The sequence below is a fragment of the Microbacterium sp. GQ128 genome (assembly GCF_059758615.1).
Window position 1 is genome coordinate 95374 of the sequence record NZ_JCAXDY010000001.1, and the last position, 15351, is coordinate 110724.

At 67.0% G+C, this 15351-nt stretch carries 15 protein-coding genes; all 15 read left to right on the forward strand.

The annotated features are described in order from the left end of the window. Window positions 1-14 precede the first annotated feature (14 nt). The 15 genes from murC to dnaE all read left to right on the forward strand — a co-directional run bounded on the left by murC (window position 15) and on the right by dnaE (window position 15329). Entirely contained in the window at window positions 15-1415 is a 1401-nt protein-coding gene (gene murC, locus AC6CHX_RS00450; protein ID WP_498271240.1) for a UDP-N-acetylmuramate--L-alanine ligase, read from the forward strand. Between the two features lie 2 nt (window positions 1416-1417). Further along, window positions 1418-2362 carry a cell division protein FtsQ/DivIB gene (locus AC6CHX_RS00455; protein WP_498271241.1) on the forward strand — a complete coding sequence of 315 codons (945 nt, stop codon included), beginning with the start codon at window positions 1418-1420 and terminating at the stop codon, window positions 2360-2362. A 185-nt stretch (window positions 2363-2547) separates the two neighbouring features. Further along, on the forward strand, window positions 2548-3690 hold the full coding sequence (gene ftsZ, locus AC6CHX_RS00460; protein WP_498271242.1) for a cell division protein FtsZ: 1143 nt from the start codon (window positions 2548-2550) through the stop codon (window positions 3688-3690). A 26-nt stretch (window positions 3691-3716) separates the two neighbouring features. After that, window positions 3717-4394: a YggS family pyridoxal phosphate-dependent enzyme gene (locus tag AC6CHX_RS00465; RefSeq protein WP_498272010.1), complete on the forward strand. Its 678-nt coding sequence runs from the start codon at window positions 3717-3719 to the stop codon at window positions 4392-4394. Between the two features lie 43 nt (window positions 4395-4437). Continuing rightward, a complete protein-coding gene (locus tag AC6CHX_RS00470) occupies window positions 4438-4911 on the forward strand; it encodes a cell division protein SepF (protein ID WP_029261566.1) in 474 nt (157 codons plus the stop codon). Between the two features lie 3 nt (window positions 4912-4914). Beyond that, a complete protein-coding gene (locus AC6CHX_RS00475) occupies window positions 4915-5211 on the forward strand; it encodes a YggT family protein (protein WP_376106817.1) in 297 nt (98 codons plus the stop codon). A gap of 184 nt (window positions 5212-5395) precedes the next feature. Then, window positions 5396-5992: a DivIVA domain-containing protein gene (locus tag AC6CHX_RS00480; protein ID WP_498271243.1), complete on the forward strand. Its 597-nt coding sequence runs from the start codon at window positions 5396-5398 to the stop codon at window positions 5990-5992. Between the two features lie 8 nt (window positions 5993-6000). After that, window positions 6001-6678 carry a signal peptidase II gene (gene lspA / locus AC6CHX_RS00485; protein ID WP_498271244.1) on the forward strand — a complete coding sequence of 226 codons (678 nt, stop codon included), beginning with the start codon at window positions 6001-6003 and terminating at the stop codon, window positions 6676-6678. A gap of 2 nt (window positions 6679-6680) precedes the next feature. Beyond that, window positions 6681-7601 (forward strand): RluA family pseudouridine synthase, encoded by a 921-nt coding sequence (locus AC6CHX_RS00490; protein ID WP_498271245.1) that lies wholly within the window; start codon window positions 6681-6683, stop codon window positions 7599-7601. 48 nt (window positions 7602-7649) lie between these two features. Continuing rightward, window positions 7650-8249 (forward strand): GNAT family N-acetyltransferase, encoded by a 600-nt coding sequence (locus tag AC6CHX_RS00495; protein WP_498271246.1) that lies wholly within the window; start codon window positions 7650-7652, stop codon window positions 8247-8249. 31 nt (window positions 8250-8280) lie between these two features. Then, a complete protein-coding gene (locus AC6CHX_RS00500) occupies window positions 8281-8886 on the forward strand; it encodes an RNA polymerase sigma factor (protein ID WP_498271247.1) in 606 nt (201 codons plus the stop codon). Window positions 8887-8908: 22 nt separating this feature from the next. Then, on the forward strand, window positions 8909-9937 hold the full coding sequence (locus tag AC6CHX_RS00505; RefSeq protein ID WP_498271248.1) for a hypothetical protein: 1029 nt from the start codon (window positions 8909-8911) through the stop codon (window positions 9935-9937). 113 nt (window positions 9938-10050) lie between these two features. Then, window positions 10051-10656, forward strand: a complete 606-nt coding sequence (locus AC6CHX_RS00510) for an RNA polymerase sigma factor (RefSeq protein ID WP_498271249.1) — start codon at window positions 10051-10053, stop codon at window positions 10654-10656. Continuing rightward, entirely contained in the window at window positions 10631-11737 is a 1107-nt protein-coding gene (locus AC6CHX_RS00515) for a hypothetical protein (RefSeq protein ID WP_498271250.1), read from the forward strand. The genes AC6CHX_RS00510 and AC6CHX_RS00515 overlap by 26 nt, the downstream gene beginning before the upstream one ends. Before the next feature lie 73 nt (window positions 11738-11810). Further along, entirely contained in the window at window positions 11811-15329 is a 3519-nt protein-coding gene (dnaE, locus tag AC6CHX_RS00520) for a DNA polymerase III subunit alpha (protein ID WP_498271251.1), read from the forward strand. Window positions 15330-15351: the final 22 nt, after the last annotated feature.

A 15351-nucleotide genomic window follows, 5' to 3' on the forward strand; every position in this document is an offset into this window, starting at 1 on the left:
AGACTGAAGCGGACATGATCAGACCCGACCTCTCCCTCCCCATTCCCGAGACGATCACCGCCGCCCACTTCATCGGCATCGGCGGTTCCGGCATGAGCGGCCTCGCGAAGATGTTCCTCGATGCGGGCATCCGCGTCTCCGGCAGCGACCGTGCGGACAGCGACAACCTGCGTGCTCTGGCAGCCGCCGGGGCGACCGTGCACGTCGGCCACGACGCCGCACACCTCGGCGATGCCGACACCGTCGTGCACACCGGGGCGATCTGGCCCGAGAACCCCGAGTTCGTGACGGCCAAGGCTCGCGGTCTCCACGTGATCCACCGGTCGCAGGCGCTGCACTGGCTGATCGGCTCCCGACGGCTGGTCTCGGTCGCGGGGGCGCACGGGAAGACCACCTCGACGGGGATGATCGTCACGGCGCTGCGCGAGCTCGGTGCCGACCCGCACTTCGTCAACGGTGGCGTCATCGAGCAGCTCGGCACCTCGAGCGCCACGGGCACGGGTGACCTGTTCGTGGTCGAGGCCGACGAGTCCGACGGCACGTTCCTGCTCTACGACACCGCGGTGGCGCTCATCACCAATGTCGATCCCGACCACCTCGACCACTACGGCTCGGAGGAGGCGTTCCACGACGCGTTCGTGCGGTTCGCCGACGCCGCGACCGAAGCCGTCGTCATCTCCAGCGACGATGCCGGAGCGCTCCGCGTCGGTGCCGGGATCACTCACTCGAACGTGCTGACGTTCGGCCAGGCGGAGACCGCCGACGTGCGCGTCAGCGACATCGTCGCGGCCGGACCGGTCGCCGCGACCATCAGCCAAGGGGACGAGCAGGTGCGTATGCATCTCGCGGTCCCCGGCGTGCACAACGCGATCAACGCGGCGGGGGTCGTCGCGGTGCTCAGGGCACTCGGGTACGCGCTCGTCGACGCCGTGCGCGCCGTCGAGGGCTTCGCCGGCACCGTGCGCCGGCTGGAGCAGCACGGTATCGAGCGGGGCGTCACGGTGTACGACGACTACTCGCACCATCCCACCGAGGTGCGGGCGGCACTCGAGGCCATGCGCAGCATCGCGGGGTCAGGGCGGATCATCGCGATCCAGCAGCCGCACACGTACTCCCGCACGCAGCACATGTATCAGGAGTTCGCCGACGTCCTGGAGGAATTCGCGGACCACACGGTGATGCTCGATGTCTACGGCGCTCGGGAAGACCCGGTGCCCGGCGTCACGGGCGAGCTGGTGAGCACCGCGTTCCGCGACCCGTCCCATGTGCACTACGTCGCCGACTGGCAGCAGGCAGCCGACTACACCGCCACGGTCGCCCGTGACGGGGACTTCGTCGTGACCCTCGGCTGCGGCAACGTCTACCAGATCATCCCGCAGGTACTGGAGTCGCTGCGCCGGACCGACGAGGCATAACGATGCGTCGTCCCGCACCCCTTCCGTCCGCCCCCGAGGACCCGGCGGAGAAGGGCACCGCGTCGCAGGCGAGGGCACGCTCGCGGGGGCAGAGCGATGACGCGGTCGGGGAGCGGGCCGAAGCGGATGGCGCGATGCCGGAGTCGTCGTCCCGTGACGGAGCCGTGGGTGCTGCCGGTGACGAGCCCGAGCCGACATCGACAAGAGACGTGTGGCGCGCAGCACGGGCCAGACGCAAGGCGCTCCGCTCCGAGATCCGGCGTTTCACGCAGCGCTCCCGGCGTCGACGGATCATCTGGCTGAGCAGCATCGGCGCGGTGGTCCTGCTGATCGGCGGCAGTGTCGCGGCGGCGTACAGCCCACTCTTCGCCGTGGAGAAGATCACCGTGGTCGGAGCCGCGAGTCTCGACCCTGCCGCGATCGAGGCCGCTCTCGGTGACCAGGTCGGCACACCTTTGGCGCTCGTGGACACCAGCGAGGTGAAGGCCGCGCTGCTGGCGTTCCCCCTCATCGAGACGTATGCGCTGGAGGCGCACCCTCCGCACGATCTCACGGTGCGGATCGTGGAGCGCACGCCTGTCGGCGTCATCCGATCGACTGCGGGATACACCCTCGTCGATGCCGCGGGCGTGGCACTGTCGACCACGTCCGATCAGCCGGCGGGTCAGCCGGTGATCGACGTCGACGGCGGGGTCGAGTCGCGAGCTTTCCAGAGCGCCGGTCTCGTCGTGCGCGCGCTGCCGGCCGATGTCCGTGCCGCTCTCACCGGTGTGCGTGCGACGACCGCTGACGATGTGACGCTGACGCTCGATTCCGGATTGGTCGTGGTCTGGGGGAGTGCCGAGGAATCGGGGCTCAAGGCGCTCACGCTCTCGGCCACCATGGTCAAGAACCCGGATGCGGCGTCCATCGACGTCACGTCTCCCGAGGTGGCCGTCGTCGGCTAACGGCTTTCGCGGCAACGCCGACGGCTTTCGCGAGGGAATGGGGCGACACGCCCACGTGATCGCGCGCACGAGGGCGGGCGGCGCTTACCTTCGATCAAAGAGAACGCAATACCGGGAAATACTTTACACCTCTAGTTGAGGTTTAAGGTTCACCCTTTCCAGGCTCGAATAATCGGAGGCCGGCCATGAGCCAGAACCAGAACTACCTCGCCGTGATCAAGGTCGTCGGCGTCGGCGGTGGCGGCGTCAATGCCGTCAATCGCATGATCGATCTCGGTCTCCGCGGAGTCGAGTTCATCGCCGTCAACACCGACGCGCAGGCGCTGCTGATGAGTGACGCCGACGTCAAGCTCGATGTGGGCCGCGAGCTCACCCGAGGCCTCGGTGCCGGTGCGGACCCCGAGGTGGGTCGACGCGCCGCCGAGGACCACGCCGAAGAGATCGAGCAGGCCCTGACCGGTGCCGACATGGTCTTCGTGACCGCCGGCGAAGGCGGCGGAACCGGAACCGGTGGCGCCCCGGTCGTGGCACGCATCGCGAAGTCGATCGGCGCCCTCACCATCGGTGTCGTCACGAAGCCGTTCTCCTTCGAGGGTCGCCGCCGCCAGAGCCAGGCCGAGGCCGGCGTCGCCAAGCTCAAGGAAGAGGTCGACACCCTCATCGTGGTGCCGAACGACCGTCTCCTCGAGATCAGCGACCGCGGCATCTCGATGATCGAGGCCTTCGCCACCGCCGATCAGGTTCTGCTCGCCGGTGTCCAGGGCATCACCGACCTCATCACGACCCCGGGTCTGATCAACCTCGACTTCGCCGACGTCAAGTCGGTCATGCAGGGTGCAGGATCGGCCCTCATGGGAATCGGTTCCGCCCGCGGCGCCGATCGTGCGATCAAGGCCGCGGAGCTGGCCGTGGAGTCGCCGCTGCTCGAAGCATCCATCGAGGGTGCGCACGGCGTGCTGCTCTCGATCCAGGGTGGATCGAACCTCGGCATCTTCGAGATCCACGACGCCGCCGATCTCGTCAAGGAGGCCGCGCACCCCGAGGCGAACATCATCTTCGGCACGGTCATCGACGACACCCTCGGCGACGAGGTCCGCGTGACCGTGATCGCCGCCGGTTTCGACGGCGGGGAGCCCTCCCTCCGCCTGGACCCGATGGTCGTCTCGCGTCCGTCGGCCGCGACGCTCCCCGAGGTCGCCCTCCCGGACGAGTCCGAGACCAAGAGCGAGACGACGAAGCCCGAGCCCGTGCAGCAGCGCGTGCCGACCACGAGCATCGAGCCGGCCTTCGCTGACGACGACATCGACATCCCCGAATTCCTGAAGTGACCTCGGCGGTCGACGGTCAGGACCATCTGGGCCTGGCCGAGCGGTTGACGGCGATCGATGAACGCATCGCCGTCGCCGCTCGCGCCGCAGGGCGGGGGCGGGAGGAGATCACCCGTATCGTGGTGACGAAGTTCCACCCTGCCTCCCTCGTGCGCGACCTGCGTGCGCTCGGTGTGCGCGAGGTCGGGGAGAACCGTCAGCAGGAGCTGTCGGCGAAACAGGCCGAGTTGGCGGCTCTCGATCTGACTTGGCACTTCATCGGTCAGGGCCAGACCAACAAGGCCGCCGCCATCCGTCGCAGCGCCGACGTCGTGCACTCGGTCGACCGCGACCGCTTCGCCGATGCCCTGCACAGGGCGGCCGAGAGCGACGACGTGCTCGACGTGCTCGTCCAGATCAACCTGACGGACGATCCAGGCCGAGGCGGCGTCGCTCCCACGGATGCGGTGGCTCTCGCCGAGCATGTGCTCTCCCTTCCGTCGCTGCGCCTGCGCGGCGTGATGGCGGTGGCGCCCCTCGATGAGGAACCGGCAGCCGCATTCGCTCGCCTGCGTGACATCGCCGATGCCGTCCGCGTCGCCGAGCCCGCCGCATCCTGGATCTCGGCCGGGATGACCGGAGACTTCGCCGAGGCGATCGCCGCCGGTGCGACACACCTGCGGATCGGCTCCGCAATCACCGGCCCCCGGCCCGACCGGGGTTAACCTGTGAAAAGACCAGCCCCAAACGTTCGAACCGGAGGACACGATGGGTAACCCGCTGAAGAAGACCATGGTGTATCTCGGCCTCGCCGACGAGGAAGAGGTCTACGAGGAGGAGGCGCAGGCACCTGCCCGCGCTCACCGCGAACGCGACCGTGACCGCGAGGAGCCCGCACCGGCTCCCGTCACGCCGCTGCGTCGCCCCGTCGCCGTCCGCCAGCCGTCTGCAGGAGCCGTGAACGAGATCCTCACCGTCCACCCGAAGCAGTACCGCGATGCGCAGCTGATCGCCGAGAGCTTCCGCGAGGGCGTCCCCGTCATCATCAACCTCTCCCAGATGAGCGATGCCGATGCGCGTCGCCTCATCGACTTCGCGAGCGGGCTCTCCCTCGGTCTGTACGGCCGTATCGAGCGCGTCACCTCGAAGGTGTTCCTGCTCTCGCCGGAGAACATCGCGGTTTCGGGCCACGGGGGCATCGCACACGCAGACGCTGAGTCTGCGGGCTTCGACCAGTCGTAACTCGTGGAGCTGGTCTCCGTCGCGGCGAGCATCGTCCATCTGGTGCTGCTGCTGTACATTTTCGTGCTCTTCGCGCGCCTCATCCTGGACTACATCCCGATGTTCAATCGGGAATGGCGTCCGAAGGGTTTCGGTCTGGTCGCCGCTGAGGCCGTCTACACGGTCACCGATCCACCCATCCGGTTCTTCCGGCGGCTCATCCCGCCCCTGCGGATCGGGTCGCTGTCCCTCGACTTCGGGTTCACGCTCACCCTGCTGGTGGTACTGATCCTGATGAACATCGTGCGGCTTTTCATTTGACGAACACCGCCTGATTCTCCCGTCGGGCGCGCCCCGAGTTCCCGCAGTCTGGGTGTCGCGACATCGCGGCGCTGTGGCGCGGGGGCTATGCTGGCACCCAGGTGCGCGCCCCGGGTTCGCGCCACATCACGACCACGCCATACATCGATACTGGCATTCGAACTCATCGAAAGAGGAGCCACTCATGGCACTTACCCCGGATGACGTCGTCACCAAGCAGTTCCAGCACGTCCGTTTCAAGGACGGCTTCGACCCGGACGAGGTGGACGACTTCCTCGACGAGATCGTCATCGAGTGGCGCAAGGCTCTCGAGGAGAACGTCGAGCTGAAGGCCAAGCTGGCAGCGTACGAATCCGGCGCCGCTCCCGAGGCTGCCGCACCGGCAGCTCCGGCCGCGACCGAAGCCCCCGCGCCCGTCGCCGAGGTGCATGCAGAGCCTGCTCCGACGGGTTCCGCGACCGCGACGGCCGGCATCATCGAGCTCGCGCAGCGTCTGCATGACGAGCACGTGGCCGAGGGTGAGGCGAAGCGCAACGCGCTCATCGCCGAGGCCGAGACCGAGGTCGCGCGCATCCGCACCGAGGCCGAGGCGAAGCAGCGCGAAGAGTCGGCACGCCTGGAGCGCGAGCGCAACACGCTCGAAGCCCGCATCACCGAACTCCGCAACTTCGAGCGCGACTACCGCTCGCAGCTGCGCGGCTACATCGAGGGCCAGCTTCGCGAGCTCGACGAGAAGTCGGCGTCCACGGACTCCACGCCCGTCTCCGCGATCGGTCTGTAAGGCGCCTCTTGTCAGGACGCCCGCCCCTTCGTCGGTCGGCGGCCGGTGCGATCGTTGCGATTCTCGCAGCGCTCGTGCTGGCCGCCGATCAGTTTGTGAAGTACCTCACGATCGAGAACCTGCCTCTGCATGAGCCGGTTCCGGTTCTCGGCGAGTTCCTTCAGCTGTACTACGTCCGCAACCCCGGCGCGGCTTTCTCGCTCGGCTCCGAGGTGACGTGGATCTTCACGATCGCCCTCGCGGTGGTCGCCTCCGTCATCATCTGGAAGGCGTTCGGGATCAGATCCCGACTGTGGGCCGTCGTTCTCGGCTGCCTGCTCGGCGGTGTGCTGGGCAACCTCACGGACCGTCTGCTCCGTGAGCCCGGTTTCCCTGTCGGACACGTCGTCGACATGATCTCCATGCCGTGGATGATGCCCGCGATCTTCAACGTGGCAGACATCTTCATCGTGACCGGCATGATCTCTGTCGCACTCCTCGTCGTGTTCGGGCTTCGCTTCGACGGCACGCGCGAGCGTGACCATGCCGTGGTCGAGACGGAGGAGGAAGCAGAGGCCGCAGCGGCGGCTGCTGTCGCCGCCACCGAGACCGACGCCGACGTCATGCCGGCAGACGCACCCGCCGGTCGCACAGACGAGGACGATGCACCCTCGGAGGGTGCAGCTCCCGCATCCGAAGGACGCTGACCGTGGAATCGCGGTCTCTGCCGGTGCCCGACGGCTTGGACGGCACTCGCGTCGACGCAGCCCTGGCGAAGCTCATGGGCTTCTCCCGCACCTTCGCCGCCGACGTCGCCTCAGCAGGCGGTGTGCGGTTGGATGGCGTGACGCTCGACAAGTCCGACCGCCTCCGCGGCGGCGGGTGGCTCGATGTGGAGTGGCAGCCGAAGGAAGCACCGAAGATCGTTCCGATCGCGGTACCCGAACTCGGCATCGTGTGCGACGACGACGACATCGTCGTGGTCGACAAGCCCACCGGCGTCGCGGCGCATCCGTCGGTCGGTTGGGAGGGCCCCACGGTCGTCGGCGCTCTCGCGGCCGCAGGATTCCGTGTCGCCACGAGTGGCGCTCCCGAGCGTCAGGGCGTCGTGCATCGGCTCGATGTCGGCACCAGCGGTCTGATGGTCGTCGCGAAGTCCGAGCACGCCTACACGGTTCTGAAGCAGGCGTTCAAGGACCGCACGGTCGAGAAGATCTATCACGCCGTGGTGCAGGGGCATCCGGATCCGCTGGCGGGGACGATCGACGCGCCGATCGGGCGGCACCCGAACCACTCCTGGAAGTTCGCGGTGGTTCCGGACGGCAAGCCCTCGGTCACTCACTACGAGACGCTCGAGGCCTTCCCGGGTGCTTCGCTCCTGGAGATCCATCTCGAGACGGGCCGCACTCACCAGATCCGCGTGCACATGGCGGCGCATCGGCATCCCTGTGTCGGGGACCCGCTCTACGGAGCCGACCCGACGTTGTCGGCTCGGCTCGGGCTCACTCGGCAGTGGCTGCACGCGCACCAGCTGGCGTTCGCCCACCCGACGACGGGGGACTGGGTGCAGTTCGAATCCCCGTATCCGGAGGACTTCCGGCACGCACTGGATGTGCTGCGCGGCGAATAGCCCGTGCGTCGGCGTTGCGATGTCGGCCGTCTCCGGCACACTGATCGCATGGACATCGAGGTTCGACCAGCAACGGAGTTCGACGATGTCGCGGCGCTCGTCGGCCCGAAGAATCCGACGTCGAACGTCTGCTTCTGCCTGAGCTATCGCATCGGCAGCAAGGAGAACGTCGCGCTGCGCGGGGACCAGCGCGCTGATCGTGTGCGGGAGCTGTGTCACCAGGATCCGCCACCCGGCGTGATCGCGTACCTCGATGATGAGCCGGTGGGCTGGGCGGCGCTGCACCCGCGGCGTGAGACGAGCTTCGCCCGTAATCGGCTGATCCCACATGTCGACGACCTCGACGTGTGGTCGCTGTGGTGCTTCCGCGTGCGGCCGGGGCACCGCAAACAGGGCGTCTCCCACGCGCTTATCGAGGGAGCGGTGGCATACGCGAAAGAACGCGGAGCCCCGGCCATCGAGGGGTACCCCGTCGACAACGGTGGAGAGAAGGTGAATCTCACCATGGCGTACGTCGGCACTCGAGCGCTCTTCGAGAGCGCGGGGTTCGCGAAGGCGGCGGACACGGGGTCCGTGCTCGACGGATTCCCTCGGGTGTTGATGAGGCTCGATCTGGGCGCGTCACGAAATTCTTCGAAGAAAGCGTGAACCGTTTTCGGGATTCGCCCCAATACTCAGTGTGAGCACGGACAGCGAGATCATCCAGCGGTCGCTCGAACATCCCGGAGTCTTCTCCGAGATCTTCGAGCGGCACGTCCGACCCGTCGGCGGCTACATCCGGCGACGGGTGGGAGCGGACGCCGTCGATGACGTCCTGAGCGAGACGTTCCTCGTCGCCTTCCGGCGGCGCACGTCCTTTGACCTAGGGGCGGAGTCGGCGCGGCCCTGGCTGCTCGGCATCGCGACCAAGGTGGTGAAGAGCCATCGGGCCGCGGAAGCGCGGCAGTGGCGGGCCTTCGAAGCCTCGGCATCAGCGGAGGAGGTCGCGGAAGAGACTCCGCACGTCGCTTCCGATTCGCGGATCGACGCCGACGCCGCCCTGCGGGCACTGGCCCCGCGGATCGCCGCCCTCGCAGCCAAGGATCGGGACACGCTGTTGCTGCATGCGTGGGGTGATCTTACGTATGAGCAGATCGCCGCAGCGCTCGGTGTGCCGGTAGGAACCGTTCGGTCCCGGCTGAATCGCGTTCGTCGAAAGCTCGCGCCGCCCGGCTCACACGGATCTGCCCGACTGACATGGATGGCGAAGGAGGATAGCGATGCAGCTTTTGGAACAAGTTCGTGAGATCGGGATCGATGAGTCCCATGTGGATGATGACACCGTTCTTGCCGCGCGGCGGGCGCTGACTCGAGAGATGGCGGGGAGTGCGCGTCCGGAGCGAGCACGCCCGTACCGACGACGCACGTGGACCGGGATCGGTATCGGGGGGCTCGTCGCCGGAGCGGCCGTGACCGCGATCGTCGCCGGCTCGGTCATCGCGCCCCCGACCGCTCCCGATGCGGCAGCAGCCGAGGTGCTGGAACGCGCGTCTGCCGTGACCTTCGGAGCGCAGGACACCGCACTAGTCGCCGGGCAGTATCTGCGGATCGAGACCGTCGGCGAACACCTGCAGTTCTGGAAGGCAGAGTGGGCCGACGACGACGACGAGAACACGATGCCGTTCAATGCCCCGCGAGATGGCAGTGACGCCGCCGTGCTGGTGCGCGACACGCGCGTCCTGTTCATCCCGGCTGACCGTTCAGGAGACTGGTTCTACGACTGGGGACACGCCGAGGTCGTGGAGTCGTTCGGCGACCGCGGCGCCGAGGCGGCACGAGATTGGTGCTCCTCGCCCGGCTCCCAGATTCGTGAACGCGGCACGATCGAGAACCTCCCGGCGGGGGAGTACCTCGCCGTAGGCGGCGACGAGCCACCGATGCCGTACCTGGCGGACCGATACCGGCCGTACTACGACGAGATGCCGAGGGATCCCCAGAAGCTGCTCGACTGGCTCCGTGGACAGGCGGGGATGACGGGCGAAGAAGCAGATCGGTGGCTTGTGGCGGGTCTCTCCGATCCGTCGGCGATCAACCTGATGCCGGCCGACCTGCGTTCGGCGTTCTTCCTCGCGATCGCCCTGATCCCAGGATTCGAGGTGGTGGCTGAGGAGGGTTCGACGGCAACGTTGCAGTACGTCGTCCCCGGCCACCGGACGACGACGATCGTGATCGACACCGACGAGGGACTCATCGACTCGATCGCCGAGGACTATGGAAGCGGCGGGCCCGCAGGCGACACGGTCGACGCCGTCACGACGGTGCACACCGCCGTCGTGGACTCCGCGCCCCAGGGCTAGCGACCCGGCTGCGAGCCCCGGCACCGACCTCCGGTTCCGGGGCTCCGCCGTAGACTCGCCGGTAGGCCCAAGAGAATTTCGAACCGTTTGGCGATTCAAGGGCAATACATAGTGTGAGCACAGACAGCGAGATCATTCAGCGGTCGCTCGGGCAACCCCGAGCCTTCGCTGAACTGTTCGATCGGCACGCGGGATCGGTGGGTCGATATGCGGCTCGCCGCCTCGGTCCTGATGCCGGTGAGGACATCCTCAGCGAGACGTTCCTGGTCGCTTTCGCGCGGCGGAAGTCTTTCGACGCGGCGTGGGACTCCGCGCTGCCGTGGCTGTACGGCATCGCCTCGCGGTTGATCAAGAAACACCGAGCTCGGGAGGCGAAGCACCACCGCTCCAGTGTGGAGTCAGCGAACCGCGAGGAGCACGTCTCGCTCGGCGACCTCGAGGGGACGATCGCCCGCCTCGACGCCGAGATCTCCACCCGGGAGCTGGCGCCCCGCATCGCTGCGCTATCGGCGAAGGAACGGGACACGCTGCTGCTCTACGCCTGGGGAGACCTGACGTATGAGGAGGTCGCCGTCGCCCTCGGCGTGCCTGTGGGAACCGTCCGTTCGCGAATGAACCGAATACGGACTCGACTCGACCCGAGCAGGGGGAGCCGCCGAGAACGAGTTATGAGCGGGAAGGAAGGAGAGGTCGATGGACGTTTTCGAACGCGTGCGTGAGGTGAACACGAGCGCGAGCCTCACGGACGACCGTGTAGCCGCGGCGCGTGCTCGCCTTCTGAGCGGGATCGACGAGAGCAGGGAGCAGAATCGCAGACGTCTCGCGCTTCGAACCCTGCTGATCGCCGGCACCGTGGCCGCCACGGCTGCGGTGGCCACGGCAGTGGTGGTCTTCACACAAGAGACCGCGCCGCCTCCGCGTGTCGAGGCGATTCCGACACCCACGGTGACGCCGCAGCAGCCGGCGACGCCGAGTCCGCAGCCCTCCCCGACCTCGGGAACCGGAGCGACCGAGCCTTTTCCCGGTACGACGCCGCAAGCGGGGCAGTACCTCCGCATCGTCGGCGTCACCGAACGTCTGCACTATCGAGCCTCGTCGGGCGGGGCGTTCCCGTGGGCCTGGATGTCCGAGTCGTCGTCTCCGCCCGTCTCGGCTCTGCTCGCGCGCGATCGCGAGGAGCAGTATGTTCCGGCGGATCGCTCAGGCGACTGGTATCAGGTGCACGGTCCGAAGGCCGAGAGGGTGGAGCTCTTCCCGGGGGCGCAGGGTCCGGATGAGGACCAGGCGTGGAACACGATCATGCCGGAGGACAGCACGATAGGGGAGACATCGAGCACGGGTGGGCTGGCGGGCGACGCTTTTCCGCCTGTGGGGTCGACGGAGTACTACGCCGACCTTCCACGGGAACCGCGAGCGCTTCTCGATCATCTACGAGCGGTCGTCGGCACATGGACGTCCAGCCCGGAGGAGACGGACGATGCGCTCCTCGAGAACATGACGTCCACGTTGCTGTCGAACTTCGCACCGGCCGATGTCCGCAAGGCGTACGTGGGTGCACTGACGCTGAGTGGCCTCGCTCAGACGAGTTCGTCGGACGACGGGACGGTGAGCTTCGAGCTCCGCCGAGAACAGTACTCTCCGCGGACGGAGAAGTTGATCGTCGACGAATCGACTGGGTGGGTGACCGTGCACACCGTGCGCTACGACCGTCAGGCCGGCGCGACGGGGGACATGGTGCCCACAGACGTGCCCGACATTCGGACGACGTATACCGTCTCCATCGCGAATTCGGGTCCGTAGCGACTCTCGATCGACCGCCGGAGAGCCCCGACACCGACCTCCGGTGTCGGGGCTCCGCCGTAGACTCGAAGGCATGGCATCCGACTCCTTCGTCCACCTTCATGTGCACAGCGAGTACTCGATGTTGGACGGTGCGGCGAAGATCAATGCGATGACTCAGGCGGCCGCCGAATACGGCATGCCGGCCATCGCGGTGACCGATCACGGCAACACCTTCGCGGCGTTCGAGTTCTACAACGCGGCGCGGAACGCGGGCATCAAGCCCATCATCGGGCTCGAGGCGTACATGACCCCGGGCACCCACCGCAGCGACAAGACGCGCGTGCAGTGGGGCTCGCCCGACCAGAAGAGCGACGACGTCTCCGGTTCAGGCGCCTACACCCACATGACGATGTGGAGCCAGAGCACCGAGGGCATGCACAACCTCTTCCGGATCAGCTCCCGGTCGAGCATGGAGGGCTACTACTTCAAGCCGCGCATGGACCGCGAGCTGCTCCAGACCTATGGCAAGGGGATCATCGCGACGACGGGGTGCCCGTCGGGAGAGGTGCAGACACGACTCCGGCTCGGGCAGTACGACGCGGCACGGGCGGCGGCCGCAGAGTTCCAGGACATCTTCGGCAAGGAGAACTACTTCGCCGAGATCATGGACCACGGTCTCTCCATCGAGCGACGGGTCATGACCGATCTGCTCCGGCTAGCGAAAGACCTCAACATCCCGCTCGTCGCCACCAACGACTCGCACTACACGCACCAGCACGAGGCCGACGCGCACGAGGCGCTCCTGTGCGTCCAGTCGGGCTCCACCATGGACGACCCGAACCGGTTCAAGTTCGACGGCGACGGCTACTACATCAAGACCGCGGCCGAGATGCGGCAGCTGTTCCGTGACCACCCCGAAGCGTGCGACAACACCCTGCTGATCGCCGAACGCTGCGAGGTCGAGTTCGACACCTCGGCGAACTACATGCCGCGGTTCCCGGTGCCGGACGGCGAGACCGAAGACAGCTGGCTCATCAAAGAGGTCGAGACGGGTCTGCACTACCGGTACCCGGGTGGCATTCCCGACAAGGTGCGCAAGCAGGCGGAGTACGAGACCGGCATCATCCTGCAGATGGGCTTCCCCGGGTACTTCCTCGTCGTCGCCGACTTCATCAACTGGGCCAAGGACAACGGCATCCGCGTCGGTCCCGGCCGTGGCTCCGGTGCCGGTTCCATGGTCGCGTATGCGATGAAGATCACCGACCTCGACCCCCTCGAGCACGGTCTGATCTTCGAGCGGTTCCTGAACCCCGACCGCGTCTCGATGCCTGACTTCGACGTCGACTTCGATGACCGGCGTCGTGGTGAGGTCATCGACTACGTCACCGAGAAGTACGGCTCGGAGCGCGTCGCCCAGATCGTCACGTACGGCACCATCAAGTCCAAGCAGGCTCTGAAGGACGCGGGTCGTGTGCTCGGCTTCCCGTTCAGCATGGGGGAGCGCCTGACCAAGGCGATGCCGCCGCCCGTCATGGGCAAGGACATGCCGCTCGACGGGATGTTCGACTCTGCGCACCCCCGTTACAAAGAGGCGAGCGAGTTCCGTGCGCTGATCGAGACCGACCCCGAGGCGAAGACGGTCTTCGACCGCGCGCTCGGGCTCGAGGGATTGAAGCGGCAGTGGGGCGTGCACGCCGCCGGCGTCATCATGTCGTCCGACCCGCTGCTCGACATCATCCCGATCATGAAGCGCGAGCAGGACGGCCAGATCGTCACGCAGTTCGACTACCCGTCGTGCGAGTCGCTCGGTCTGATCAAGATGGACTTCCTGGGGCTCCGCAACCTCACGATCATCTCGGACGCGCTGGACAACATCCGGACGAACCGTGGCGAGGAGCTCGACCTCGAGCACCTCGGCCTCGACGACCCGGGCGTGTACGAGCTGCTCGCGCGCGGCGACACTCTGGGTGTCTTCCAGCTCGACAGCCCGCCGCTGCGCTCGCTGATGCGCCTGATGAAGCCCGACAACTTCGGTGACATCTCGGCCCTCATCGCCCTGTACCGTCCCGGGCCCATGGGAGCGAACTCGCACACCAACTACGCGCTGCGCAAGAACGGTCTTCAGGAGATCACCCCGATCCATCCCGAGCTGGAGGAGCCGCTGGCAGACATCCTTCAGGAGTCCTACGGCCTCATCATCTACCAGGAGCAGGTGATGGCGATCGCCCAGGCGGTGGCCGGGTTCAGCCTAGGACAGGCAGACATCCTGCGCCGCGCCATGGGAAAGAAGAAGAAGTCCGAGCTCGACAAGCAGTACGAGGGCTTCGCGGGCGGCATGAAGCAGCGCGGATTCGGCGAGGCGGCGATCAAGGCACTCTGGGACATCCTGCTCCCGTTCTCCGACTACGCCTTCAACAAAGCCCACTCTGCCGCGTACGGTCTGGTGTCGTACTGGACCGCCTACCTCAAGGCGCACTATCCCGCCGAGTACATGGCGGCGCTGCTGACCAGCGTCGGCGACTCCAAGGACAAGATGGCGCTGTACCTGAACGAGTGCCGCCGCATGGGTATCAAGGTGCTCCCGCCCGATGTGTCGGACTCGATCAACTACTTCGCGGCCGTCGGCGACGACATCCGCTTCGGTCTCGGCGCTGTGCGCAACGTCGGCAGCAACGTCGTCGACGGCATCGTGCGGGCTCGAAAGGACGAGCGGTTCACCTCGTTCCACCACTTCCTCGACAAGGTGCCGCTGCACGTCTCGAACAAGCGCACCGTCGAGTCGCTGATCAAGGCCGGCGCCTTCGACTCGATGGGAGACACGCGACGGGCCCTCATGGATGTGCATGAGGACGCGGTCGAGGCGGCCGTCGACCGCAAGCGCAACGAGGCCCAGGGTGCGATCGGCTTCGACTTCGACAGCCTCTACGACGGCATGGAAGAGGCGGCGCCCGCCAAGGTGCCCGCCCGTCCGGAGTGGATCAAGAAAGACAAGCTCGCCTTCGAGCGGGAGATGCTCGGGCTCTACGTCTCCGATCATCCGCTCGCGGGGCTCGAAGTTCCACTGGCGAAGCACGCGTCGATCTCGATTCACGACCTCAACAACTCCGAGGACCTCCAGGACGGCGACCAGGTGACGGTCGCGGGGCTCGTCACCAGCGTGCAGCACCGCGTCGCCAAGGCCAGCGGAAACCCCTACGGCATGATCACCGTCGAGGACTTCAACGGTGAGGTGACCGTGATGTTCATGGGGAAGACCTACACCGAGTTCCAGCACACGCTGCAGCAGGATGCGATCCTCGCTGTCCGCGGGCGCGTCTCGCGTCGGGACGACGGGCTCAACCTCCATGCCCAATCGGCGTTCGCACCCGACATCGGATCGTTCGATGCCGCGGGTCCGCTGGCGCTCGTCCTCCCCGAGCAGCGTGCGACGGAACGCGTGATGACGGAGCTCGCCGAGGTCCTTCGCCGGCACAACGGCGACACCGAGGTGCTGCTCCGAGTGCACCGCGGGGGCACCGCGAAGGTGTTCGAAGTGCCGATGCCCGTCAAGGTCTCGGCAGACCTGTTCGGCGACCTCAAGTCGCTGCTCGGACCCACCTGTCTGGGGTGAGCGGGTAGGATCGTGAGCCGTC

Coding starts and splice junctions, on each gene's coding strand:
- murC (WP_498271240.1), top strand. CDS start 15: ATGATCAGACCCGACCTCTCCCTCCCCATTCCCGAGACGATCACCGCC.
- AC6CHX_RS00495 (WP_498271246.1), top strand. CDS start 7,650: ATGGACATCGAGGTTCGACCAGCAACGGAGTTCGACGATGTCGCGGCG.
- AC6CHX_RS00515 (WP_498271250.1), top strand. CDS start 10,631: ATGGACGTTTTCGAACGCGTGCGTGAGGTGAACACGAGCGCGAGCCTC.
- AC6CHX_RS00455 (WP_498271241.1), top strand. CDS start 1,418: ATGCGTCGTCCCGCACCCCTTCCGTCCGCCCCCGAGGACCCGGCGGAG.
- dnaE (WP_498271251.1), top strand. CDS start 11,811: ATGGCATCCGACTCCTTCGTCCACCTTCATGTGCACAGCGAGTACTCG.
- AC6CHX_RS00470 (WP_029261566.1), top strand. CDS start 4,438: ATGGGTAACCCGCTGAAGAAGACCATGGTGTATCTCGGCCTCGCCGAC.
- ftsZ (WP_498271242.1), top strand. CDS start 2,548: ATGAGCCAGAACCAGAACTACCTCGCCGTGATCAAGGTCGTCGGCGTC.
- AC6CHX_RS00480 (WP_498271243.1), top strand. CDS start 5,396: ATGGCACTTACCCCGGATGACGTCGTCACCAAGCAGTTCCAGCACGTC.